Genomic DNA, 24485 nt, shown 5'->3' on the forward strand with positions numbered 1-24485 from the left:
ACACCGTGATCTCCGGCTCCGCGGGGGCGAGGCCCAGGCGCGGCAGCCGGCCGGCGACGGGGAACGGGATTCGGAAAACACGAAACGGGCCTCTCCGAGCGACTTTCGTCACCTGGAGAGGCCCGTTTCCGATACCTCTTGCGTGCGCGAGGGGGGAGTTGAACCCCCACGCCCTTTCGGGCACTGGAACCTGAATCCAGCGCGTCTGCCTATTCCGCCACCCGCGCATGGGTGTTGCCGAATGATTCTCTCACATCTCCCGGGCCTCTTCGGGCCGGTGGTGTGTGAGCGCCTTCCGACATCCAGAAGATTAGCACGCCGGTCAGGGTGACTTCACACGCGTTCCGCCGACCCCCGCGCGCCCCGGCGCGGCCCTCGCGCGACCCGGCCGCGGCGCCCGCGGGGGCCGCGCCGCCCGCCCCGGCCGTCCGCTCTCTCCCCATCCGTCCCGCGATCTCCTCGCGGGCGTCCGGTTTCCCGCCCCCGACCGCCCGAGCACCCCGCAGGTTGCGGGACACTGTAGGCGGCCGCCTCTACGATCCTGTGAGCGGCAACACTGACAGGCAGGGGCGGGATGTGGAACCAGTCGTGTTTGCGGCTCGTGGATACGATCAGTAGGCAGTACCAGCGGCGCGTTGCGGCACGGGTCAGGGAAGGAGGTGCCCAGTGGGAGTACTGAAGCGCTTCGAGCAGCGTCTCGAGGGTCTCGTGAACGGCACCTTCGCCAAGGTGTTCAAGTCCGAGGTGCAGCCGGTCGAGATCGCCGGCGCGCTCCAGCGCGAGTGCGACAACAACGCGACCATCTGGAACCGCGAGCGGACGGTCGTGCCCAATGACTTCATCGTCGAGCTGAGCACACCGGACTTCGACCGCCTCAGCCCCTACTCGGGCCAGCTGGGCGACGAACTGTCCGGCATGGTCCGCGACTACGCCAAGCAGCAGCGCTACACCTTCATGGGCTCCGTCCAGGTCCACCTGGAGAAGGCCGAGGACCTCGACACCGGCCTCTACCGGGTCCGCAGCCGCACCCTCGCCTCCAGCGAGTCCCAGGCGCCGGCCGGCCGCCGCCCCGCCGCGGCGCCGCACCCCGGCGGCTACCCGGCACAGCCCGGCGGTCCGCCGCCGATGCCCTCCTCGCCGCCGCCCGGTGCTCCGCCCGGCCCGGCGCCGGTGTCGCGGCTGCCCGGAGCCGGCCCGCTGCCCGGAGCGCAGACCCGCCGCTGGATCGAGATCAACGGCACCCGCCACCAGATCTCCCGTCCGACGCTGGTCCTCGGCCGCAGCACCGAGACCGATGTCCGCATCGACGACCCCGGGGTCTCCCGCCGGCACTGCGAGATCCGCACGGGTGCGCCCACCGTGATCCAGGATCTCGGGTCGACCAACGGCATCGTGGTGGACGGACAGCACACCACCCGCGCTACGCTCCGCGACGGCTCGCGAATCGTCGTGGGCAGTACCACCATCGTTTACCGGCAAGCCGAAGGGTGAAGCGGGGGCAATGTCAGAGCTGACCCTGACGGTCATGCGGCTGGGTTTTCTCGCCGTACTGTGGCTGTTCGTCATCGTGGCCGTACAGGTCATCCGCAGCGATCTGTTCGGCACCCGCGTGACGCAGCGCGCGGCGCGCCGCGGCGCCGAGCCCGGCCGCGCGGCCCCGGCGGGCCGTCCGCCGCAGCCCCCGCGCCAGCAGACCGGCGGCCGCGGCGCGGGCCGGCAGCGGCGCGGCGCCCCGACCAAACTCGTCGTCACCGAGGGCACGTTGACGGGCACCACCGTCGCGCTGCAGGGGCAGACCATCAGCCTCGGCCGCGCGCACGACTCGACCATCGTGCTCGACGACGACTACGCCTCCAGCCGGCACGCCAGGATCTATCCGGACCGGGACGGCCAGTGGATCGTCGAGGACCTCGGCTCCACCAACGGCACCTACCTCGACCGGAACCGACTCACCGCGCCGACGCCGATTCCGCCGGGAGCGCCGATCCGCATCGGCAAGACCGTCATCGAGCTGCGGAAGTAGTAAGACAATGAGCGAGCGGAGCGAGCGCGCCCCGGCGGATACCGCCGCCGGGACCGTCCCGGCAGGGGACCCCCGCGCGCTCCCGACCGGAGGGTGGGCACCGTGCGGATGTACCCGGAGCCGACAGGCGAGGTGCGCATGAGTCTGTCACTGCGCTTCGCCGCCGGATCGCACAAAGGCATGATCCGTGAGGGCAACGAGGACTCCGGTTACGCCGGTCCCCGCCTCCTCGCCATCGCCGACGGCATGGGCGGCCAGGCGGCGGGTGAGGTCGCCAGCTCCGAGGTGATCTCGACCCTCGTCCAGCTCGACGACGACGTACCCGGCTCGGACCTCCTCACCTCGCTCGGCACCGCCGTGCAGCGCGCCAACGACCAGCTGCGCGTGATGGTCGAGGAGGACCCGCAGCTGGAGGGCATGGGCACCACCCTGACCGCGCTGCTGTGGACCGGCCGCCGCCTCGGCCTCGTGCACGTCGGCGACTCCCGCGCCTATCTCCTCCGCGACGGCGTCCTCACCCAGATCACCCAGGACCACACCTGGGTCCAGCGGCTGGTGGACGAGGGCCGGATCACCGAGGAGGAGGCCACCACCCACCCGCAGCGCTCCCTGCTGATGCGCGCGCTGGGCAGCGGCGACCACGTCGAGCCCGATCTCTCCATCCGCGAGGTCCGGGCCGGCGACCGCTACCTGATCTGCTCCGACGGGCTCTCCGGTGTCGTCAGCCACCAGACGCTGGAGGACACCCTCGCCGGCTACCAGGGCCCGCACGAGACCGTGCAGGAGCTCATCCAGCTCGCGCTCCGCGGCGGCGGCCCCGACAACATCACCTGCATCGTGGCCGACGTCCTCGACGTGGACGGCACGGACACCCTCGCCGGCCGGCTCAACGACACCCCCGTGGTCGTCGGAGCCGTCGCCGAGAACCAGGCGCAGCTCGGCGACAACGGCGCGATGCAGACCCCGGCGGGCCGTGCGGCGGGCCTCGGCCGGGGCGTGCCCCAGCAGGGCCAGAACCCCGGCTCCCCGGCCCAGGGCGGCTTCGGCCCGCCCGGCAGCGGCGAGCCGGTCGGCGACCCGCCCGGTGACGGCTCCTACGGTGCCTACGCCGGCGGCGATCTGAGCAAGCCCCGGCGCGGCAAGTGGCTCAAGAGATCCCTGGGACTCGTCCTGGTGCTGGGCATCGTCGGCGGCGGGGTCTACGGCGGGTACCGCTGGACCCAGACCCAGTACTACGTGGGCACCGAGGGCGAGCACGTCGCGCTCTACCAGGGCATCAGCCAGGATCTCGCGTGGATCAGCCTCAACAAGCTCCACGAGGACCACCCGGAGATCGAACTCAAGTACCTTCCGGTCTACCAGCGCAACCAGGTCAAGGAGACCATCGCGGTCGCGAGCCTCTCCCAGGCCCGCGACAAGGTCGGCGACCTCGGCAAGCAGGCCACGGCCTGCCGCAAGCAGGCCGAGCAGCGGGCCGCCGCCGAGGAGAAGGCTGCCAAGGAGAAGGAAGCCGAGGAACGGCAGAACGAGGCCGGCGCCCCCGGCGGAACGGCCGACCGCGAGAACCAGAACGACGATGCCAGCAGGGCCGCCACTCCTTCGCCCGGCCCCAGCCTTTCGGAGGAAGAGCAACGGCTGGCCAAGCAGTGCGACAGCACGCAGCCGTAAGGGGCCAGCCATGAGCAGTTCCGCCAACACCACCACCATCGGACCGATGGGCGCACCGAGCCGGCGCAACACCGAGCTCGCGCTGCTCGTCTTCGCCGTGCTCATCCCCGTCTTCGCCTACGTCAACGTGGGCCTGGCGAAGGAGGGCACCGTTCCCGCGGGCGTCCTCGGCTACGCGGCGGGCCTCGGCCTGCTGGCGGGCATAGCCCACTTCATGGTGCGCAAGTTCGCCCCGTACGCCGATCCGCTGATGCTGCCGATCGCCACCCTCCTCAACGGCCTCGGCCTGGTGCTGATCTGGCGGCTGGACCTGGAGCCGAGCATCACCACCCCGCGGCTCGGCGGCGCGATGGCCCCCGGCCAGCTGATGTGGTCCACGCTCGGCATCGCGCTCTTCCTCGGCGTGCTGTTCTTCCTCAAGGACCACCGGGTGCTCCAGCGCTACACCTACATCTCCATGGTGGTGGCGCTGATCCTGCTGATCCTGCCGATGTTCTTCCCGGCCCGCTTCGGTGCCCGGATCTGGATCACCATCCCGGGCGTGGGCTCGCTGCAGCCCGGTGAGTTCGCGAAGATCATCATCGCGGTCTTCTTCGCCGGCTACCTCATGGTCAAGCGGGACGCCCTCGCGCTCGCCAGCCGCCGGTTCATGGGCATGTATCTGCCGCGCGGCCGCGACCTCGGCCCGATCCTCGTCATCTGGGCGCTCAGCCTGATGATCCTGATCTTCGAGACCGACCTCGGCACCTCGCTGCTCTTCTTCGGCCTCTTCGTGATCATGCTGTACGTGGCCACCGAGCGCACCAGCTGGGTGGTCTTCGGCCTCACCCTCAGCGCCGTGGGCGCTGTCGCGGTGGCGTCCTTCGCCTCCCACGTCCAGAGCCGGGTCCACAACTGGCTGAACCCGCTGGAGCTGCAGAACGGCGGGGTCACCGAGACCGCGCAGGCCATGTACACCTTCGGCGCGGGCGGCATCCTCGGCTCCGGGCTCGGGCAGGGCTACTCCCGGCTCATCGGCGGTATCGCCCCCAAGAGTGACTACATCCTGGCCACCGTGGGCGAGGAGCTGGGGCTCACCGGCGTCATGGCCGTCCTGGTGCTCTACGCCCTGCTGATCGAGCGCGGGATGCGCACCGCCCTCGCCGCCCGCGACCCGTTCGGCAAACTGCTGGCCGTCGGCCTCGCCGGCGCCTTCGCCCTCCAGGTCTTCGTGGTCGCCGGCGGCGTCACCGGGCTGATCCCGCTGACGGGCATGACGCTGCCGTTCCTCGCCCAGGGCGGCTCGTCCGTGATCGCCAACTGGGCCCTCGTGGCCATCCTGCTGAGAATCAGCGACACCGCTCGCCGCCCGGCCCCCGCCCCGGCACCGTCCACCGACGCCGAGATGACCCAGGTGGTCCGAACGTGAACAAGCCCCTCCGCCGTGTAGCGATCTTCTGCGGCCTGCTGATACTGGCCCTGCTGATCCGCGTCAACTGGGTGCAGTTCGTCCAGGCCGACGAACTACAGAGCGACAAGCACAACCGCAGGGTCGCCATCGAGCGGTACAGCGTGCCGCGCGGCAACATCATCGTGGACGGCAAGGCCATCACCGGCTCCACCACCACCGACAGCGGCGACTTCAAGTACAAGCGCACGTACAAGAACGGCGAGATGTGGGCGCCGGTCACCGGCTACGCCTCTCAGGCGTTCGGTGCCGACAAGCTGGAGAACCTCTTCGACGGCATTCTCACCGGCAACGACGACCGGCTGTTCTTCAGCCGCACGATCGACATGTTCACCGGCAAGGAACAGACCGGCGGGCAGGTCGTCACCACCCTCAACTCCAAGGCGCAGAAGGCCGCGTTCGAGGGACTGGGAAGCAAGAAGGGCGCCGTCGCGGCCATCAACCCGTCCACCGGCGCGATCCTCGCCCTCGCCAGCGCCCCGAGCTACGACCCGTCGGACATCGCCGGGATGGGCAGCAAGGACCAGGAGAACTACCAGAAGCTGCTCAAGGACCCGGACCGGCCGATGAACAACCGGCCGCTGCGGGAGACCTTCTTCCCCGGCTCGACCTTCAAGGTGGTCACGGCGGCCGCGGCACTCGAGCACGGTCTGATCGAGGACATCGACGCCAAGACGGACACCCCCGACCCGTACATCCTCCCGAACACGCGGACCGAGCTGGAGAACGACGGGCCCCACCCGACGTGTGAGAAGGGCTCCCTCCGGGAGGCGCTGCGGGTCTCCTGCAACACGGTCTTCGGCAAGATCGGCGCCGATCTCGGCCGGGACAAGCTGGTCGAGACCGCCGAGAAGTTCGGCTTCAACAACGACGAGATCGACACCCCGGTCCGAGCGGGCCGCAGCAACGTCTCCACCGAGATGGACAAGCCGCAGACGGCGCTGTCCGCCATCGGCCAGTTCGAGACCGCCGCCACCCCGCTGCAGATGGCCATGGTCGCCGCCGCCGTCGCCAACGACGGCAAGCTGATGAAGCCGTACATGGTCGACGAGCTGCGGGCCCCGAACCTCAACGTCATCGAGCAGACCAGCCCGGAGGAGATGAGCCGGCCGCTCTCGCCGGAGAACGCGCAGAAGCTCCAGCAGGCGATGGAGACGGTGGTCGAGAAGGGCACCGGCCGGGAGGCGCAGATCCCCGGTGTGACGGTCGGCGGCAAGACCGGTACCGCGCAGCGCGGTGTCGACAACAGCGAGAAGCCGTACGCCTGGTTCATCTCCTACGCGAAGACGGACGAGGGCTCCCCGGTCGCCGTGGCCGTCGTGGTCGAGGACTCCGACGCGGCCCGCGGCGACGTCAGCGGCGGCGGGCTGGCGGCCCCGATCGCCGAGGACGTCATGCGGGCCGTGCTCGGCAAGTGATCTCGGTCACGCCATGAAGCGATCCGCCCTTCTTGTCGTACCGGTCGTGTATCAGCTCGCCCCGACGCCCGGATCGCGTAAGACGCGCCGGGTACGGTATGCCCGGACAGCACACCGCCGGGCCCCATGTCGGTGCGGTCGGGAATGACGGAGAGGGCTGGAGAAGCTATGGAAGAGCCGCGTCGCCTCGGCGGCCGGTACGAGCTGGGCTCGGTGCTCGGCCGCGGTGGCATGGCCGAGGTGTACCTCGCCCACGACTCCCGGCTCGGCCGTACCGTCGCTGTGAAGACACTCCGGGTGGACCTCGCCCGTGACCCGTCGTTCCAGGCCCGGTTCCGCCGCGAGGCCCAGTCGGCCGCCTCCCTGAACCACCCGTCGATCGTCGCGGTCTACGACACCGGCGAGGACTACGTCGACGGTGTCTCCATCCCGTACATCGTGATGGAGTACGTCGACGGTTCCACCCTGCGGGAGCTGCTGCACTCCGGGCGGAAGCTGCTGCCCGAACGTTCGCTGGAGATGACCATCGGCGTCCTCCAGGCGCTGGAGTACTCCCACCGGGCCGGCATCGTCCACCGCGACATCAAGCCCGCGAACGTCATGCTGACCCGCACCGGCCAGGTCAAGGTGATGGACTTCGGCATCGCCCGCGCCATGGGCGACTCCGGCATGACGATGACGCAGACCGCCGCCGTCATCGGCACCGCCCAGTACCTCTCCCCGGAGCAGGCCAAGGGCGAGCAGGTCGACGCCCGCTCCGACCTCTACTCCACCGGCTGCCTCCTCTACGAACTCCTCACGGTGCGGCCGCCGTTCGTCGGCGACTCGCCCGTGGCCGTCGCGTACCAGCACGTCCGCGAGGAGCCACAGCCGCCGAGCACCTTCGATCCCGAGATCACGCCCGAGATGGACGCCATCGTCCTCAAGGCGCTGACGAAGGACCCGGACTACCGCTACCAGTCGGCCGACGAGATGCGCGCCGACATCGAGGCCGCCCTCGACGGACAGCCCGTCGCCGCCACCGCCGCCATGGGTGCCGTCGGCTACGGGGCCTACGGCGCCGACCAGCCCACCACGGCCCTGCCGGCCCAGGGCGCGGGCGGCCAGACGAGCATGCTGCCGCCGATGCGCGAGGACGACGGCGGCTTCGGCTACGACGAGCGCCCGGACCGGCGCCGCGGCGCGGCCAAGAAGACCAGCACCTCGACGATCCTGCTCGTCGTCGCGGGGCTGCTGGTCCTGATCGGCGCGATCTTCATCGGGCGGGTGCTCTTCGACGGCACATCCGACGACGACCGCACCGTCCCCAATCTGATCGGCCAGTCCTTCGAGGAGGCGGAGCGGCGGACCGGCAACACCGATCTGGAGATCGCCAAGGGCGGCAGCGAGCCCTGCGAGAGCGGTGAGAAGGGCACCGTCATCAAGCAGTCGCCGGAACCGAAGACCGAGGTCCCGAAGGGCGACACGGTCACGGTGACCGTCTGCTCGGGCCCGGAGAAGATCTCCATCCCGGATGTCATCGGGGCCAAGTTCGACGAGGCCAAGTCCGATCTGGAGGACAAGGGCTTCGAGAACATCCAGCGCAAGGACGTGGTCTCCGAGCGCACCCCCGGCACGGTCATCGAGCAGTCCCCCGAGGCGGGCAGCGAGCGGGCGAAGGACGTGACCATCACCCTCTCCGTCGCCAAGGAGTCGGAGAAGTCCACCGTCCCGGACCTCACGGGCAAGCGGCCGGACGAGGCCAAGACGATCCTCGAGGGCGTCGGTCTGGTGCTCGGCGAGCAGAGCGAGGTCGAGTCGGACGCCCCGCCGGGCACCATCGTCTCGCAGAGCTTCCAGCCGGGCGAGCAGGTCGCGGCGGGCTCGACCGTCAACATCCAGGTGGCGAAGGCCGCGGAGCAGTTCCCGATGCCGGATGTGAAGCGCCAGAGCGTCAAGGACGCCAAGAAGACCCTGCAGGACGCGGGTCTCACCATCGGCGGCTTCACCGGCCCGCAGGACGACAAGGCCGTGGTGATCAACAGCTCGCCGGCCGCGGGTGAGCAGGTGAAGAAGGGCCAGGCCGTCACGCTCGTCACCATCGGCGGTGACCAGGGCGGCAACGGCGGCGGTGACGGCGGCGGCTTCGGCGGCTTCTTCGGTGGAGCCGGCGGAGGCGACGACTAGCCCGACGGCCCGTCCCCGTCACGCGGAAGTCCCCGGTACCCCTCGCGGGTGCCGGGGACTTCCGCGTGAGCGGAGGGGGCGCGCGGGACGCGGAACCGCGCCCGCCGCCGGGGCACCCGGAACGCCCGGGCCCCGCGGGCTTCAGCGCAGTTCCTCCGGCGGGGTGCGGTCCGCGTCGACCTTCTCCGTGCGCTCCAGCTCGGCCCAGACGATGTAGCGGTAGTCCGAGGTGTAGATCGGGGTGCAGGTCGTCAGCGTCAGATAGCGGCCGGCCTTCTCCTTCCCCGACGCCTCGGGGATGTGGGCGAGCACGTCCACGTTGTACTTGGAGGTCTCCGGCAGCTTCTCGTAGATCCGGTACACGTACCAGGTGTCGCGGGTCTCGAAGACGACCGGATCGCCGTTCTCCAGCTTGTGGATGTTGTGGAACTTGGCGCCGTGGCCGTCGCGGTGGGCGGCGAGCGAGAAGTTGCCCCGCTTCTTCCAGGGCATCGCGGCCTTCACCGGGTCCGTGTAGTAGCCCGCGACGCCGGCGTTGAGTTCCTCGGTGTCGGTGCCCTCGGTGACGAGGATCGGCTCCTTCTCCATCGCCGGAACGTGGAGGAAGCCGATGCCGTCCCCGGTGTCGAGCGCGCCGGGGCCGCCCGCCCAGCGGTCCCGGATCTCCTGGCTCTTGCGGTCCGCCTCGCGGTCGGCCAGCACGTTCGTCCACCACAGGGAGTAGACGACGAAGAGGGCCAGCACCAGACCGGCGGTGATCAGCAGTTCGCCCAGTAGGCCGATCACCGCGGCCACCCGGCCCCTGCGGCGCGGCCGGGGGGCGGTCCGGGACGCCCCGGTCTGTTCATCGTGTTCGGTTGTGGCTGCCACGGCGTCCCCGTTGTCCGTTCCGCTCGGTCCTCAGCCGACGAGCGCGTCGGGCTTGCCCTCGCTGCGCGGCCGTTCGTCGACCATCTTGCCCCAGACGATCATCCGGTACGTACTGGTGAACTCCGGTGTGCAGGTGGTGAGCGTGACGTAGCGGCCGGGCTCGGTGAAGCCCGACTGCTTCGGCACCGGGTCGATCACGCTGATGTTGGACGGCGGGGTCTGGGGGAGGATGCTCGCCATCGCGTAGGTGTAGTAGGTGTCCCGCGTCTCGACGATGATCTCGTCACCCGGCTTGAGCTTGTTGATGTAGCGGAACGGCTCACCGTGGGTGTTGCGGTGCCCGGCCACCGCGAAGTTGCCCCGCTCGTCCCAGGGCATGGCCGTCTTCAGCTTGCCGTCGGCGTAGTGCCCGGCCATGCCGCGGTCGAGCACCTTGTGCTTGTCGATCCCCTCGGCGATCGGGACCTTCACGTCGAGCTTGGGGATGTACATGATCGCGAAGCCCTCGCCGGGCGAGAAGACGCCCGGGTCCCGGTTCTCGGTCTTCTCGCCGCCGCCCTTGTCCCACTCTTCCTGGAGGTTGCTGGCGGCGCCGCCGGCCTGCTGGTTCGCCAGGACGTTCGTCCACCACAGCTGGTAGGTGACGAACAGCAGCATCAGGACGCCGACCGTGATGAACGTCTCGCCGAGGACCCGGCTCGCGATCACCCCGGGGCTGTCCTTGCGGGCCCGCGCCAGCCGGCGGGCCTCGACCCGCGAGCACGGCGTCGCGGCGGCACCGGTTCCGCTGCCCGGGGCGGTTGCCGGCGTCGCACGGGTTCCCGCCGCCGCGCCGCCCGCGCCGGCCGTTCCGGGGCGCCGGGCGCGCCGTCCGCCGCCGTGCCGTCGGCCGCCGCTCTGCGCGGCCTTGCGCCGGGCCGCCCGGCCGCCGGTGACCGGTGCCGCGTCGGCCGGGCCGGCACCGCCGCTCCCCGGCTCCGCCGTCGGGATGTCGGCGATCCGCAGGGCCACCGTGGCCTCGTCCGCGGGCGGTTCGGGGGCGCGCAGGGTGACCGTGCGGTCGTCGCCGGAGACGGCGGCCAGCCCGGCGGTGAAGGGGCTGGGGCCCCGCCGGTGCGTCCGGGGCTCCGGGACGCCGTCGTAAGGCTCCGTGAGGGCGTCCGGGGGCCCGCTTCCGTATCCGCTGTGCGCGCGGCCCGACGGGGGCTCCACGGGCTCCAGGGGGTCCGCCACGGCCCGGAAGGCGGGGCTCCGGGGATACGCCTCGGCCGGGAACTCCTCGTGCGGACGGGCGGACGGTGGCGCGTACGGGTCGTCGTAATCCCCGGAGTGGCCGGCCGCGGTATGCGTCTCGCCGTAACCGGGCGGGGTGCTTCCGCCGTCGCGGAGGGCCTGCCGCGGGAGGCCGGGGAGCGGATCGTTCAGCGGATCGTGCGGCCCGCCGGCCGCCGCCGCCGGGAACGAGCCGGGCTCGTCGTACGGCGGTGTCCCGCCGCCCTCGTACGGGGCGCGGGAGCTGTCCCGTTCGGGGCGGAGGGCGGTCACGCGGCGGCCTTGCCGACCACCGGCGCGAGACCCACCGACCGTTCCACCGCGCCGCCGTCCCCGCACTCCGCGAGCCAGTTCGCCAGCATCCGGTGCCCCCATTCGGTGAGGACCGACTCCGGGTGGAACTGCACGCCCTCGACGGGGAGTTCCCGGTGACGCAGCCCCATGGCGATACCGTTCTCCGGTCCGTCCCCGCCCGTCCAGGCGGTGATCCGCAGCTCGGCGGGCACGGTGTCCCGTTCGACGGCGAGCGAGTGGTACCGGGTGGCCGTGAAGGGCGAGGGCAGGTCGCGGAAGACGCCCTCACCGCCGTGGTGCACCAGGGACGTCTTGCCGTGCAGCAGTTCGGGGGCCCGGCCGACGACGCCGCCGAAGGCCACCGCCATGGACTGCATGCCCAGGCAGACGCCGAAGACCGGGACGCCCGTGCCCGCGCAGTGGCGCACCATGTCCACGCAGACGCCGGCCTCTTCGGGGGTGCCGGGTCCGGGGGAGAGCAGCACCCCGTCGAAGCCGTCCTGGGCGTGGCCGAGCTCCACGGCGTCGTTCCGGACCACTTCACACTCGGCACCCAGCTGGTAGAGGTACTGGACGAGGTTGAAGACGAAGCTGTCGTAGTTGTCCACGACCAGGATGCGCGCGCTCACCGCGGACCACCCCCGTTGTCGACCGTCACGTCGCCGAACGGCAGCAGTGGCTCCGCCCACGGGAAGACGTACTGGAACAGCACGAAGACGATCGCCAGCACGAGCACGAGCGAGAGCAGTGCCCGCACCCATGTGTTCCCCGGCAGCTGCCGCCAGATCCAGCCGTACATGCTGACCCTTTCCGATCGGTGCACCGACCAGAGTAAGGGGAGCCGGGCCCCGGCCGGGGGTCAGCGGGGGAAAGCACCCCTTCCGGTTGACGCCGCGGGGCCGCGGCCCCGCGGCCGGTCACCTCTCGAGCGGGGTCGCGTGCTGGAGGTCGACGGTGCCCGCGTGGCCGCGCAGGGTCACCGTGTCGTGCCGCTCGACCTCCCAGCCGAGGCCGTACGCGTCCACGTAACGGAGGTAGTTCTCGATCGCCGGGGAATCGCCCAGCGCCTGCTGCAGGGTCTCGGTGTCGCCGACCGCGGTGACCGTGTACGGCGGCGAGTAGACCCGGCCCTGCAGGATCAGGGTGTTGCCGACGCAGCGCACCGCGCTGGTGGAGATCAGCCGCTGGTCCATGACCCGGATGCCCTTGGCGCCGCCCTGCCAGAGGGCGTTGACCACGGCCTGGAGGTCCTGCTGGTGGATGACGAGATCGTTGGGCTGGGGCTCGGGGGCGCCGGGGGTGCGGGCGGTGGCGTCCGGCGGGGCGTCGGTGAGGGTGACGGTCAGGCCGGGGCCGCTGACCTTCTCGGTGCCCGCGGCCTTCTCCAGTCCGTCCAGCTTGCGGTCCTGGGCCTCGGTACTGCCGTCGTCGCGCCGGGCCAGCCGGTCGATCTCGGCACGCACGGCGGCGGACTGGTCGTCGAGCCGGGCGTTCTCCCGGCTGCGCTCCTGGATGAGATCGGAGAGTTCCAGCAGGGAGTCGTCCGTCCGGAGATTGGTACCCTGAGCGGTATTGAAACTGGTCCAGAACAGCAGGCCGGCCAGGGCGAAGATGCCTGCCGTGAGGAGCCGTACCGGATGCCATCCCGGCCTCCGGGGCGCGGGGAGGCGGGGGTCGGGGGCGGGATCCGCCGGATTGCTCACCGTACCCTTATCTCCTTCGAAGCCGCGGAAGCACTACGCTAACGGACGCGCCCGGGGGAGCAAGTGTCCCCGTCGCTCTCAACCCGGCTCAACCCGGCCGACAGCCCGGATCCCCGCGCGGCCGCACAGCGCATCGACAGGAGAGTCTCTCGTGCCGAAGTCACGTATCCGCAAGAAGGCCGACTTCACGCCGCCTCCGGCGAAGCAGAACACCGTCAAGTTGTCGAGCGGCCGCAGCTGGGTGGCGCCGCTGATGCTGGCCCTGTTCCTGATCGGGCTGGCCTGGATCGTGGTGTTCTATGTGACCACCGGTGACATGCCGGTCGAGTCCCTCGGCAACTGGAACATCGTGGTGGGCTTCGGGTTCATCGCGGCGGGGTTCGTGGTCTCCACTCAGTGGAAATAGCGGCCAGTGACCGTGTGGTCAAGCTTTGCCCACACGTTGTCCACAGAGTTATCCACAGCAGGGGAAAAGATATGAAGAGCTGTGGATAACTTGGCCGGGCAGGCCGCCGATACGACTGCCCCGTTGTCGTACAATCCGCAGCCCGATCGGCAAAGACGCAGGTCAACCTGGTGTTGACGGAGGGTGCCCGCCCTGCCGTCAACACTGTGCACAAGATCCCACACCCGCTGTGGACAACGCCCGTCACGCTGCGGAAAACCTGCCCGGCCCGAACGGCCGGGACGGCCCGGACCGCCGGAAGGCCCCTCAGCCCAGGAGCTGCAGGGTGCGGACCCAGACCACCACGATGATCGCCAGCAGCACCGCCCCGCAGGTCAGCCACTGCACCAGCTCGCGCCGGCCGCGCGGGGCGTGCACCATGCCGAACGCCACCGCGGCGCCGGCGACCAGGCCGCCGATGTGCGCCTGCCAGGCGATGTCGGCCCAGGTGAAGGTGATGAAGAGGTTCAGCACCAGCAGGATGACCACCGGGCGCAAGTCCTGGTTCGTCCGCCGCATCAGCACGACCGTGGCGCCCAGCAGACCGAAGATGGCGCCGGAAGCGCCCAGCGACGGCTGGTTCTGCGCCGCGAGCAGATAGGACAGGGCGCTGCCGCCGAGCGCGGACAGCAAGTAGAGCGCCAGGTAGCGGACCCGGCCCAGGGCCGCTTCCAGCGGTCCGCCGAGCCACCACAGCCCGAGCATGTTGAACGCGATGTGCATCGGCTGCTCGTGCAGGAACGCGGAGGTCAGCAGCCGGTACCACTCGCCGTCGGCGACGCCGACCACCTCGCCGGTCCCGCGGTCCACGGCCAGGCCGAGCATGTCGAGGGAATCGATGAACCGGTCCTGGACCACCAGGGCCACGACCCAGACCGCCACGTTGACCGCGAGCAGGATCTTGGTGAGCAGCCGCGGGTCGGCGGTCTGCACTCCCCCCGCTATCGTGCGCGGACGGTTGGCGCCGGGCGCGTGCCCCGTACCGGAGCCGCTCCGCACACAGTCCGGGCACTGGAAGCCGACCGAGGCGCTGATCATGCACTGCGGGCAGATGGGCCGCTCACAGCGGACGCAGCTGATGCCCGTCTCGCGATCCGGGTGCCGGTAGCAGCCGGGCAGGCCGCTCCCGTCCGCGGGCCGTTCCGGACTTCCCGGCGCCTGCTCCATCGATCCCCCTCGCTCCGGCGGGCCCTGCGGTCCGGCGGTCCAGCGGTCCTGCGGTTCTGCGGTTCTGCGGTACGGACGCGGTATCCCACGGGCGTCCGAACGGCGGATCGCCGCGCCGCCCCGGGCCCGTTCACGGGCGGCCGGGGCGGGCGGCTGCTCGCGGAGCGATCCGCCGGCCGCCGGTCAGCCCTCGCGGCTCTCCACGACGACCGACTCGATCACCACGTCCTGCACCGGGCGGTCGGTGCGCGGGTTGGTGGGGAGCGCCGCGATGGCGTCCACGACCTTCTGCCCCTCCGGGTTCGCCACCTCGCCGAAGATGGTGTGCTTGTTCGTCAGCCACGCGGTCGGCGAGACGGTGATGAAGAACTGCGAACCATTGGTGCCCGGGCCGGCGTTGGCCATGGCGAGCAGGTAGGGACGGTCGAACGAGAGGTCGGGGTGGAACTCGTCCCCGAACTCGTAGCCCGGACCGCCCGTGCCGTTCCCCAGCGGGTCCCCGCCCTGGATCATGAAGCCGCTGATGACCCGGTGGAAGACCGTGCCGTCGTAGAGGCGGTCGCTGGTCTTCTTGCCGGTCCGGGGGTGCGTCCACTCACGCTCGCCCCGGGCGAGCTCGACGAAGTTCTTGACCGTCTTCGGAGCGTGGTTCGGCAGCAGCCGCACCTCGATGTCTCCGTGGTTGGTCTTCAGGGTGGCGTAGAGCTGCTCGGCCACGATCTGCCTTCCGTAAGTTCTCACTGACGCCCCCGATCCTCGCACGCCGCGCCCCGCCGCGACGAGCGACCGCCCCTCCGGCCGCCCCGGGAAACCCACTCGGATGCGCGTCACCGCATGCCGCGCCCCGGTGCCGCGGGCATGATCTCTCTTCGGGTGGATAGGCGAACTGCGTCCCGACTGGGGGATCCCCCAGGCACCCGTGTTCCACCACCGAGGAGGAGGATCCCGTGACACGCATCGACAGCGTGCGCGCCGCGACCGACACCGCGAAGGAGAGCGTGCTGCACGCAGCGGAGGTGGTGGCGCCGTACGCCGGCACGGCGAAGCACCAGGCCGCGCATTACGCGCAGGAGGCCCGGGCCATGCTGGCGCCGAAGGTGTCGCAGGCCGCGCAGCAGGCCCGCAGCACCGCCCGCGCGCAGTACGGCGCGCTGCAGCCCCGGATCGAACAGGCCCGCGGTTCACTGCCGCCCAAGGTCGACCTGGCGGCGCAGCAGGCGGTGATCCGGGCGCGTGAGACCGCCCGCCATGCCGCCGACTACGCCGTACCGCGGGTCGAGCACGCCCTGGCCGACGCCATCGCCGCGGCCGAGCCCGCCCGCGCCGAAGCCGCCGCGCGCAGTGCCGCCGCGGTGGCCGCGATCCGCGGGCAGGTCACCCCGGCGGAGATCCAGAAGCTGGTCAGGAAGCGGGAGCGCCGGGCCCGGGGCGGCCGGGCGGCGAAGCGGCTGCTGTTCCTGGGCGCCCTGGCGGGCGCCGCCGTCGCCGCCTGGAAGTGGTGGGACAAGCAGGCCAACCCCGACTGGCTGGTCGAGCCGCCCGCCGCGACCGAACTCGGCGAGCGGGCGCCCCTGGCGTCCACGGGCGGCACCGAGCAGGCCGAGCTGGACGCCGAACTCCAGTCGCACCAGACCGGGGTCGCGGACGGCGGGACGGCGGCCGGGGGCGCTACGGAAAGCGACGAAAAGCGCTGAGCCGGGGCGCGCCCCGCGCGGCCGGAACAGCGGAACGGCGGGAGACCACTGGTCTCCCGCCGTTCGTCGTGCGGTGGAGCCTAGGGGAGTCGAACCCCTGACATCTGCCATGCAAAGACAGCGCTCTACCAACTGAGCTAAGGCCCCGGGCCGGTGAACCCCCGCCGCGCGCAGGCGCGCCCGCGGTGTCCGCCGCAACAAGAGTACCGGGTCCGCGGAGTGATCCCGTCAAAGCGCCGGGGACTCCCGAACCCCCGTCACGCTCCGTAGGATGGCGGCGCGAGGTTCGCAGCAGCGAAGGGGAGTCGCCATGGAAGCAGCACAGCAGGAAGCCACCGCCAGAGCCCGCGAAATGCAGCGGAGCTGGTACGGGGAACCGCTGGGGGCGCTCTTCCGGCGGCTGATCGACGACCTCGGGCTCAACCAGGCCCGGCTCGCCGCCGTCCTGGGACTCTCGGCGCCCATGCTGTCGCAGCTCATGAGCGGCCAGCGGGCGAAGATCGGCAACCCGGCCGTCGTACAGCGGGTGCAGGCCCTGCAGGAGCTGGCCGCCCAGGTCGCGGGCGGCAGCGTCAGCGCCGCCGAGGCCGCGGAGCGCATGGAGGAGATCAAGCGCAGCTCCGGCGGCTCCGTGCTCACCCCCACCGGCTCCCAGACGACCGGCAGTTCGGGCGCTCCCACCGTGCGCCGGGTGGTGCGCGAGATCCAGTCGCTGCTGCGGTCCGTCGCCGCCGCCGGCGACATCATCGAGGCGGCGGACGCGCTCGCGCCCTCCCAGCCCGAACTCGCGGAATTCCTCCGGGTGTACGGTGCCGGGCGGACCGCCGAGGCGGTCGCCCACTACGAGGCGCACCAGAGCTGACCGGCCGGTCCGCGAGGGGGAGGCGGCACGATGGGTGAGGTCTTCGCGGGACGGTACGAGCTGGTCGACCCGATCGGCCGGGGCGGCGTCGGCGCCGTCTGGCGCGCCTGGGACCACCGGCGGCGCCGCTATGTCGCCGCCAAGGTCCTCCAGCAGAGCGACGCGCATACGCTGCTGCGCTTCGTACGGGAACAGGCGCTGCGCATCGACCACCCGCATGTGCTGGCCCCGGCGAGCTGGGCCGCCGACGACGACAAGGTCCTCTTCACCATGGACCTGGTGCGCGGCGGCTCGCTGGCCCATCTCATCGGCGACTACGGGCCGCTGCCGCCCCGCTATGTCTGCCTGCTGCTGGACCAGTTGCTCTCCGGGCTGGCCGCGGTGCACGCGGAGGGCGTCATCCACCGGGACATCAAGCCCGCCAACGTCCTGCTGGAGGCCACCGGGACCCGGCGGCCGCATCTGCGCCTCTCCGACTTCGGCATCGCCCTGCGCAAGGGGGAACCCCGGCTGACGGAGACCGACTACGTCGTCGGCACCCCCGGCTATTTCGCGCCGGAGCAGATGCTGGGCGCGGAACCGGACTTCCCGGCCGATCTGTTCGCCACCGGCCTGCTGGCGCTCTATCTGCTGACCGGGCACAAGCCCGACGCCCAGGCGCTCGTCGAGCGGTTCACGGCGCACGGCGTCCCCGGTGCCCCCGAAGAGGTGCCGGAGCCGCTCTGGCAGGTGCTGGCCGGACTGCTGCAGCCGGACCCCGGCGCGCGGTTCCGTACCGCCACGGGCGCGCGCAAGGCGCTGGCCGCCGCCGTCGAGCTGCTCCCGGAGGAGGCGCTGGACGAGGAGGTGGTGGAGGTCTTCGACCAACTGGGTCCGCTTCCCGAGGGGTTCGGCCCCCAGGGGCCGTTACGGGAGCGGCTCGCCACCCCGGCCGCCGGAGGCGAGGGGGAGGGGAGGGGCGAGCGCACCGCCGGAAGTTCCGGGGCCCTCCGGCCCGGTGGACCGGCGGCCACCGCACCGCCGCCGCCCTCGGTCACGGACACCGGCAGTTTCACCCTGGCACCTCCGGCGCGCTCCCCGGAGGACCCGGGCCCGGCCACACCTCCGGTGCCGGAACCGCCCGTCACACCGCCGACCCCTGTCCCGGCCCCGTTCGCGGGATCCTTCCGGGACCCGGGCACCGCCCCGTTCGCGGACCGGGACCCGGACTCGCCCGGGACCGCCACTCCGACCCCGAGCCCGGCCCCGGCCCCGACCTCGAACCCGAACCCGGCCTTGGGCTCGTTCCCGGCCTCGGACCCGGGCCCGGCCACGCCCCGAACCCCGGCCCCGGCCCCGTTCCCGGCCCCCGGGTACGCGCCACCGCCCCCTCCGCCGGGCATTCCGCGTCACGGCCCGGCGGGCCCCGTGCCCCCCGCGATGCCGCCCGGCGCCCCCGGCTCCCCCGGCTTCTCGCAGGCGACCACCGCCGGTCTGCCGCGCGACTACGCCGCCACGGGCCCGTACACCGCTCCGGACACCCCCGCGGCGGCCGGGCGCGCCGGCGCCGCCGGACCGCACCCGGCGGTTCCGGCCACCGGCCCGGCCGTCGCCTCGGCTCCCGCCGCCGCGACGTCTCACCGGGCGCCGGTGCGGCGGCGGACGGGGCCGCCCGCGAAGGTGGCCGTCCCGGTCCTCGTCCTGGCGCTCCTGTGCTACGCGGTCGGCATCTGGGCCCTGACCGCCGGGTGAGCCGGGCCCGGGTGAGCCGGGGCCGGGTGAGTCAGGGCCGGGGCGGATACCCGTAACCGCCGCCGTGCGGCTCCGGCGGCACGTCCTCCGGTCCCGGCCGGCCTCCCGGCCGTGCGTGCCCGGGGCGCCGGCGCCGGCCCGCCCCGGGCTGGTGCAACATCCCGGCGGAGGCGATGGAACCGGCGGTGGGGGCGCCTGCGCCTTCGGCCCGGTCACCGCCGCGCCGGGCGGCCAGCGTCCAGACCGCGAGCCCCAGCAGCAGGAGTGTGCCCGCGCCGACCCCCGCGATCCCGACAGCCCTGAGCGCCCCGTTCCCGCCTCCGGTCCCGGCGCCGGCCCCGTCTCCGTCTCCGTCCGCGCCCGTCCGCTCCGTCGCCGGTGGCCGCTCCTCCGCCGCCCGTTCCCGGTCCTCCCCGGTGACGGCGAATCCCGCCGCCGCCGCGTCGCCGTCGTACGCCGGTCCCGGCCGCGGCTCGCCCTCCAGGGACAGCCGCAGGGTGAGATCCAGGCCGCCCTCCAGGTGCCCGGCCGCTTCCGGCGTCAGGCCCACCGACAGGTAGTACCAGCCTGCGAAGCGCATCTCCCCGGTCTTGGCGGCACCGCTGAACCGGTGACCGAACGCGGCGGGCGCGGTGGTGAACCCGAGGGTCCTCGGCCGCCCGTCGAAGGCGGCGCCCTGCTCGTGGACGGGGGCGCGGGCGGTGTTGTGCAGCCGCAGCAGCAGTCCGCTGCCGAGGTGGGGGGCGCTGCCGACGGGCTCCGCACCGTCCAGTTCCGCGGTGACGCCGAGGCGTCGGCCCCAGTCCACCGGCACCCGGTAGAAGAGCGTCTCACCGGGCTCCAGACGGTCCCGCCACACTCCCTTGCCGATGGCGGCCGCGTCGTTGAATCCGGTGCCGCCCCCCGCCTGCCGCGGCAGGCCGCCGGGGACGGCGGGGGGCTCGGTGCTCCACTCGGCCCCGCCGGGCGCTTCGGTGGCGCCGCCGGTCACTCCGGGCTCCGCCATGAAGGCGATCTCCAGCGGCCAGTCCCCGGCGGTGGAGCCGGCGTCGCCGGTCCGCTCGACCGTGAACAGATACGCACCGGCCCGCTGGCAGGCCGCGTTGGGCCGGACGAGACGTGAGGCGGTGGCGGCGACCGGCAGGCCGAAGCCGCCGGCACCGGCCGTGCCGCGCATGCCGTCGCAGCGGGTTCCCTCGGCGCTCAGCAGCGTCACCTCGACGCCCGCGTCGTACGCCGCCCCGCCGGTGGGCGGGAGCGCGGCGACCGCGGAGAGATGGGCGTTGGTCTCCCCGTCCAGCCGCACCCGGTAGTGGAGGGTCTCACCGGCGCCGATCGCGTCCGTGTAGAGATGGCGGGCCTTCAACTCCGGCGCGCCGGTGCTGCTTCCGGTGCCCTCGGCCGGCTCGGCCTCCTCTGCGGTCCGGTACGCCGACGCGCGGTCCTCCGCCTCGGCGGCGGCCGCGACGGACCATCCCGGGAGCGGCGCCGTCACCCCGCACAGCACCGCCACCGCGCCGAGCGCCACCAGCGCGGCGAGCCGGATCCGTAACCCCGCGCCCTGCCTCATCCCCCGACCGCCCTCCGTCGTCCCCCGGCCGTCCCCGCCGCGCCGCGGCCGTACGGGCACGCAGCGTACGGCGGTGCGGAGCGCCGGCGCGCGGCCCGGCCCCGCGCCGCTCGCCGTGCCCCGGGCATCGTCCCGCACCGGCCACGACGATTTGCTCTTGCACAATATTTATTCGCTTGAGCAACATCAAGAGCCGGGCCACGCCCGGACAGCACGGAGCCCCGGCCGCTCACGGCGGCCGGGGCTCCTACAGGCTTGGCGTCGTTCTCACACACCGGAACCCGAACCCGCGGGCACGGAGTCGGTCGCCTCCGTCCACAGATCCTGCTCGGCGCGATCCGCCTGGATCTGGCGGTACACGAGGAGCCCGCCGATGGCGGCCAGTGCGACCAGGAGCAGCTTCTTCACCGCGCTACCTCGTCCTTCTTGACGTAGGGGACCTCTGCCGCCCGACTATACACACCGGCCGATACCGATCGGTGACCTCCGGCGGACCCACCCCGGCCGCTCAACGCGCCCTGGAGAGAAACGAGATCGGCCCGGACGGGATCCGTCCGGGCCGATGCACAGGGGTGGGGCTAACAGGACTTGAACCTGTGGCCTCTTCCTTATCAGGGAAGCGCTCTAACCGTCTGAGCTATAGCCCCGCGCTGCCCCTGAAGATTAGCGCACACCCGGCCCGGTCCCAAAATCGGTTCCGCAGGTGGTGGGGCGCGCCCCGCCCGCCGCTACTCGTCCTCGGCCAGCGTCAGCTCGACACCGCCGACGAACCCGGCCGACAGGTTGTAGACGAAGGCGCCCAGCGTGGCCAGAGCCGTCGCCAGCACCACGTCGATCACCGCGATGACCGAGGTGAACATCAGCACCCTCGGCAGCGACAGGAACGACTCCAGATCGAAGCCGCCACCGCCGCCCTCGCCGGACTGCGTCGCCTGCCCGATCGTCGTGCCGACCGTGCTGAACACCCCCATGGCGTCCAGCACCATCCACAGCACCGCCACGGCGATGATCGTGCAGATCCCCAGCGCGATGGACAGCAGGAAGCCGACCTTCATCACCGACCACGGGTCCGCCTTGGCAACGCGCAGCCGCGCCTTGCGCGTCCGCGGCACCGTACGGGCCCCCGCGCCGGTGCGCGGTCTGCGCACCGGCTGCCCCGGCGCCTGGGGCGGGACCGCGACGGGCGGCTGCCCCGCCTCGCCGGGGGACGCGTAGGCCTGCGGCGGGTGGTACGGCTCCGCCGGCTGCGGATAGGGCTGGCGCGTGTCCGTCACAGCGGCTGTTCCCCCTTGATACGTGCCTGCCGGATACGAGTCGGCCTGCGCGGGGCCGCGGGCACCGCCCGTTCCGGTGGCTGCGGGGGGCATGTGTCGCCCCTCGGTCCCCGCGCCACCCGCGCCGGCGCCCGTGGCTCCACTCACGGCTTACTCCTCTTGGCTTCCGGCCGAGGACTCCGCGCCCTCGGCCGCCTCGGGCGCGGCCGCGACGGCTGCGTCGGCGATCTCCTCGACCTCTTCAGCCGCACGTCCGGCCTCGGCGTTCCGGGCGATACCGACCACGGCATCGCGCTTGCCCAGGTTGATCAGTTGGACGCCCATGGTGTCACGGCCCGTCTCCCTGACCTCGTTGACCCGTGTCCGGATCACACCACCGCTCAGCGTGATGGCGAGGATCTCGTCGCTCTCCTCGACCACCAGAGCGCCCACCAGCGAACCGCGGTCCTCCACGATCTTGGCGGCCTTGATACCGAGGCCGCCGCGGCCCTGGACGCGGTACTCGTCGACGTTCGTCCGCTTCGCGTAACCGCCGTCGGTGGCGGTGAAGACGAAAGTACCGGGCCGGACGACATTCATCGAGAGGAGTTCGTCGCCCTCACGGAAGCTCATGCCCTTCACGCCCGACGTCGCCCGCCCCATCGGGCGCAGGGTCTCGTCCGAGGCGGTGAACCGGATCGACTGGGCCTTCCTGCTGATGAGCAGCAGGTCGTCCTCCGCCGACACCAGCTCCGCGCCGATCAGCTCGTCCTCGCGGCCGTCCTCCATCTCGCGGAGGTTGATCGCGATGACGCCGCCGGAGCGCGGGGAGTCGTAGTCCTTGAGCGGGGTCTTCTTCACCAGGCCGGACTTGGTGGCCAGCACCAGGTACGGCACCGCCTCGTAGTCCCGGATGGCCAGGATCCGGGCGATCTTCTCGTCCGGCTGGAAGGCCAGCAGATTGGCGACGTGCTGGCCGCGCGCGTCCCGGCCGGCGTCCGGCAGCTCGTACGCCTTGATCCGGTACACCCGGCCCTTGTCCGTGAAGAACAGCAGCCAGTGGTGGGTGGTCGAGACGAAGAAGTGGTCGACGATGTCGTCCTGCTTGAGCTTGGTGCCCCGGACGCCCTTGCCGCCGCGCTTCTGGGAGCGGTAGTCCACCGTCTTGGTGCGCTTGACGTAGCCGCCGCCCGTGATGGTGACGACGATGTCCTCCTCGGCGATCAGGTCCTCGATGGACATGTCGCCCTCGAAGGGCACCAGCTTGCTGCGCCGGTCGTCACCGAACCGCTCGACCAGCGCGGCCAGTTCCTCGCTGACGATCGACCGCTGCCGGGAGGGGGAGGCCAGGATCTCGTTGTAGTCGGTGATCTTCGCCTGGAGGTCGTCGTGCTCCGAGGTGATCTTCTGCCGCTCCAGGGCCGCCAGCCGGCGGAGCTGCATCTCCAGGATCGCGTTCGCCTGGATCTCGTCGATCTCCAGCAGGTCCATCAGGCCGCCGCGCGCCGTGTCCACGGTGTCGCTGCGCCGGATCAGGGCGATGACCTCGTCGATCGCGTCCAGCGCCGCCAGCAGGCCGCGCAGGATGTGCGCCCGCTCCTCGGCCTTCCGCAGCCGGAACCGCGTCCGCCGGACGATGACCTCGATCTGGTGGTCCACCCAGTGCTTGATGAAGGCGTCCAGGGAGAGCGTGCGCGGCACGCCGTCCACCAGGGCCAGCATGTTGGCGCCGAAGTTGGTCTGCAGATCGGTGTGCTTGTAGAGGTTGTTCAGCACGACCTTGGCGACCGCGTCCCGCTTGAGGACGATGACGAGCCGCTGGCCGGTGCGCGAGGACGTCTCGTCGCGGACGTCGGCGATCCCGCCGACCTTGCCGTCCTTCACGAGGTCGGCGATCTTCTGCGCGAGGTTGTCCGGGTTGACCTGATAGGGCAGTTCCGTGACCACCAGGCACTGCCGGCCCTGGATCTCCTCGACCTCCACCACGGCCCGCATGGTGATCGAGCCGCGGCCCGTGCGGTACGCCTCCTCGATGCCCTTCCGGCCCACGACGAGCGCGCCGGTCGGGAAGTCGGGGCCCTTGATGCGCTCGATCAGCGCGTCCAGCAGCTCCTCACGGGAGGCCTCCGGGTTCTCCAGCGCCCACTGCGCGCCGGCCGCCACCTCGCGGAGGTTGTGCGGCGGGATGTTGGTGGCCATGCCGACCGCGATACCGGCGCTGCCGTTGATCAGCAGATTGGGGAAGCGGGACGGCAGGACCGTCGGCTCCTGGTTCCGGCCGTCGTAGTTGTCCTGGAAGTCGACGGTCTCCTCGTCGATGTCCCGGAGCATCTCCATCGACAGCGGCGTCATCTTGCACTCGGTGTACCGCATGGCCGCGGCCGGGTCGTTGCCCGGGGAGCCGAAGTTGCCGTTGCTGTCGACGAGCGGCAGCCGCATCGACCAGTGCTGCGCCAGGCGGACCAGCGCGTCGTAGATCGAGGAGTCACCGTGCGGGTGGTACGTGCCCATGACGTCGCCGACGACGCGGGCACACTTGTAGAAGCCCTTCTCCGGCCGGTAACCGCCGTCGTACATGGCGTACAGCACACGGCGGTGCACCGGCTTGAGCCCGTCGCGGATGTCGGGCAGCGCACGCGAGACGATGACGGACATCGCGTAGTCGAGATAGCTGCGCTGCATCTCCGTTTCGAGGCCCACCGGCTCGACCCGCATCCCCACGCCCTCGATGGCGACGGGCTCGCCCTCGGGGCTGACGGGAACGGGGACGGCGGGGCCGCCTTCGGAGGGAGGCGGGGTCACGTCGGCCATGGCAGTTCAGAAGTCCTTTCGAGGTGCGGCGCGGGCGCACCGGCCCGGATGAGGGGCCGGTGCCGCGCCGGAGGCCGGAGGCGGATGCCGG

Annotated in this window: 21 protein-coding genes and 3 tRNA genes; 10 read left to right on the top strand and 14 right to left on the bottom strand. The window is 71.8% G+C overall.

Annotation, left to right across the window (positions count from 1 at the left end; genetic code table 11):
• Nucleotides 1–143 precede the first annotated feature (143 nt).
• A tRNA-Leu gene (locus tag IF83_RS0109525) sits at nucleotides 144–227 on the bottom strand.
• Nucleotides 228–666: 439 nt separating this feature from the next.
• On the opposite strand from IF83_RS0109525, the gene IF83_RS0109530 reads away from it, so the two are divergent.
• From IF83_RS0109530 to pknB, 6 genes are all read left to right on the top strand, one after another.
• The gene (locus IF83_RS0109530) at nucleotides 667–1491 is read left to right on the top strand and encodes an FhaA domain-containing protein (protein ID WP_030543651.1); all 825 of its coding nucleotides are present in this window, start codon (nucleotides 667–669) and stop codon (nucleotides 1489–1491) included.
• Nucleotides 1492–1501: 10 nt separating this feature from the next.
• Nucleotides 1502–2023 carry an FHA domain-containing protein FhaB/FipA gene (locus IF83_RS0109535; RefSeq protein WP_030543652.1) on the top strand — a complete coding sequence of 174 codons (522 nt, stop codon included), beginning with the start codon at nucleotides 1502–1504 and terminating at the stop codon, nucleotides 2021–2023.
• A gap of 138 nt (nucleotides 2024–2161) precedes the next feature.
• Nucleotides 2162–3691 (top strand): PP2C family protein-serine/threonine phosphatase, encoded by a 1530-nt coding sequence (locus tag IF83_RS0109540; RefSeq protein WP_244176959.1) that lies wholly within the window; start codon nucleotides 2162–2164, stop codon nucleotides 3689–3691.
• A 10-nt stretch (nucleotides 3692–3701) separates the two neighbouring features.
• On the top strand, nucleotides 3702–5099 hold the full coding sequence (locus IF83_RS0109545; RefSeq protein ID WP_030543654.1) for an FtsW/RodA/SpoVE family cell cycle protein: 1398 nt from the start codon (nucleotides 3702–3704) through the stop codon (nucleotides 5097–5099).
• Nucleotides 5096–6556, top strand: a complete 1461-nt coding sequence (locus tag IF83_RS0109550; protein ID WP_030543655.1) for a peptidoglycan D,D-transpeptidase FtsI family protein — start codon at nucleotides 5096–5098, stop codon at nucleotides 6554–6556. Before IF83_RS0109545 ends, IF83_RS0109550 begins: the two co-directional genes overlap by 4 nt.
• Before the next feature lie 168 nt (nucleotides 6557–6724).
• Entirely contained in the window at nucleotides 6725–8722 is a 1998-nt protein-coding gene (gene pknB / locus IF83_RS0109555) for a Stk1 family PASTA domain-containing Ser/Thr kinase (protein WP_030543656.1), read from the top strand.
• A 141-nt stretch (nucleotides 8723–8863) separates the two neighbouring features.
• Here the strand turns inward: pknB and IF83_RS0109560 are convergent, their stop codons facing one another.
• The 5 genes from IF83_RS0109560 to IF83_RS0109580 form a co-directional block, all read right to left on the bottom strand.
• Complete coding sequence (locus tag IF83_RS0109560) at nucleotides 8864–9592, bottom strand: class E sortase (protein ID WP_030543657.1); 729 nt, start codon at nucleotides 9590–9592, stop codon at nucleotides 8864–8866.
• A 30-nt stretch (nucleotides 9593–9622) separates the two neighbouring features.
• Complete coding sequence (locus tag IF83_RS0109565) at nucleotides 9623–11137, bottom strand: class E sortase (protein WP_030543658.1); 1515 nt, start codon at nucleotides 11135–11137, stop codon at nucleotides 9623–9625.
• A complete protein-coding gene (locus IF83_RS0109570; protein WP_030543659.1) occupies nucleotides 11134–11787 on the bottom strand; it encodes an aminodeoxychorismate/anthranilate synthase component II in 654 nt (217 codons plus the stop codon). Before IF83_RS0109570 ends, IF83_RS0109565 begins: the two co-directional genes overlap by 4 nt.
• A complete protein-coding gene (locus IF83_RS34050) occupies nucleotides 11784–11957 on the bottom strand; it encodes a hypothetical protein (protein ID WP_030543660.1) in 174 nt (57 codons plus the stop codon). The genes IF83_RS0109570 and IF83_RS34050 overlap by 4 nt, the downstream gene beginning before the upstream one ends.
• A 118-nt stretch (nucleotides 11958–12075) precedes the next feature.
• Nucleotides 12076–12861 (bottom strand): DUF881 domain-containing protein, encoded by a 786-nt coding sequence (locus tag IF83_RS0109580; RefSeq protein ID WP_030543661.1) that lies wholly within the window; start codon nucleotides 12859–12861, stop codon nucleotides 12076–12078.
• A gap of 151 nt (nucleotides 12862–13012) precedes the next feature.
• Here IF83_RS0109580 and crgA point away from each other — a divergent pair, with 151 nt between their 5' ends.
• Nucleotides 13013–13267, top strand: a complete 255-nt coding sequence (gene crgA / locus IF83_RS0109585; RefSeq protein ID WP_030543662.1) for a cell division protein CrgA — start codon at nucleotides 13013–13015, stop codon at nucleotides 13265–13267.
• Between the two features lie 306 nt (nucleotides 13268–13573).
• Here crgA and IF83_RS0109590 read toward each other — a convergent pair whose 3' ends face one another.
• Nucleotides 13574–14473: a rhomboid family intramembrane serine protease gene (locus IF83_RS0109590; protein ID WP_030543663.1), complete on the bottom strand. Its 900-nt coding sequence runs from the start codon at nucleotides 14471–14473 to the stop codon at nucleotides 13574–13576.
• Nucleotides 14474–14656: 183 nt separating this feature from the next.
• Nucleotides 14657–15190 carry a peptidylprolyl isomerase gene (locus tag IF83_RS0109595; RefSeq protein WP_030543664.1) on the bottom strand — a complete coding sequence of 178 codons (534 nt, stop codon included), beginning with the start codon at nucleotides 15188–15190 and terminating at the stop codon, nucleotides 14657–14659.
• Between the two features lie 230 nt (nucleotides 15191–15420).
• Here IF83_RS0109595 and IF83_RS0109600 point away from each other — a divergent pair, with 230 nt between their 5' ends.
• Entirely contained in the window at nucleotides 15421–16167 is a 747-nt protein-coding gene (locus IF83_RS0109600) for a DUF5324 family protein (RefSeq protein ID WP_037679362.1), read from the top strand.
• 74 nt (nucleotides 16168–16241) lie between these two features.
• On the opposite strand, the gene IF83_RS0109605 is transcribed toward IF83_RS0109600, so the two are convergent.
• Nucleotides 16242–16314 (bottom strand) — tRNA-Ala (locus tag IF83_RS0109605).
• Between the two features lie 163 nt (nucleotides 16315–16477).
• On the opposite strand from IF83_RS0109605, the gene IF83_RS0109610 reads away from it, so the two are divergent.
• Nucleotides 16478–17029: a helix-turn-helix domain-containing protein gene (locus tag IF83_RS0109610; RefSeq protein WP_030543666.1), complete on the top strand. Its 552-nt coding sequence runs from the start codon at nucleotides 16478–16480 to the stop codon at nucleotides 17027–17029.
• Nucleotides 17030–17059: 30 nt separating this feature from the next.
• A complete protein-coding gene (locus IF83_RS30070; RefSeq protein WP_037679365.1) occupies nucleotides 17060–18760 on the top strand; it encodes a serine/threonine-protein kinase in 1701 nt (566 codons plus the stop codon).
• A 31-nt stretch (nucleotides 18761–18791) separates the two neighbouring features.
• On the opposite strand, the gene IF83_RS0109620 is transcribed toward IF83_RS30070, so the two are convergent.
• The 5 genes from IF83_RS0109620 to gyrA all read right to left on the bottom strand — a co-directional run bounded on the left by IF83_RS0109620 (nucleotide 18792) and on the right by gyrA (nucleotide 24394).
• Nucleotides 18792–20330: a hypothetical protein gene (locus IF83_RS0109620; RefSeq protein WP_051722620.1), complete on the bottom strand. Its 1539-nt coding sequence runs from the start codon at nucleotides 20328–20330 to the stop codon at nucleotides 18792–18794.
• A 267-nt stretch (nucleotides 20331–20597) separates the two neighbouring features.
• Nucleotides 20598–20738, bottom strand: a complete 141-nt coding sequence (locus tag IF83_RS34665) for a DLW-39 family protein (RefSeq protein ID WP_019706276.1) — start codon at nucleotides 20736–20738, stop codon at nucleotides 20598–20600.
• A 165-nt stretch (nucleotides 20739–20903) separates the two neighbouring features.
• Nucleotides 20904–20977, bottom strand: a tRNA-Ile gene (locus IF83_RS0109630).
• 81 nt (nucleotides 20978–21058) lie between these two features.
• Entirely contained in the window at nucleotides 21059–21751 is a 693-nt protein-coding gene (locus IF83_RS0109635; protein ID WP_030543669.1) for a DUF3566 domain-containing protein, read from the bottom strand.
• 3 nt (nucleotides 21752–21754) lie between these two features.
• Nucleotides 21755–24394: a DNA gyrase subunit A gene (gyrA, locus tag IF83_RS0109640; protein ID WP_030543670.1), complete on the bottom strand. Its 2640-nt coding sequence runs from the start codon at nucleotides 24392–24394 to the stop codon at nucleotides 21755–21757.
• Between the last annotated feature and the right edge of the window lie 91 nt (nucleotides 24395–24485).

It is taken from the genome of Streptomyces albus subsp. albus, from assembly GCF_000719865.1.
Classification (GTDB): domain Bacteria; phylum Actinomycetota; class Actinomycetes; order Streptomycetales; family Streptomycetaceae; genus Streptomyces; species Streptomyces albus_E.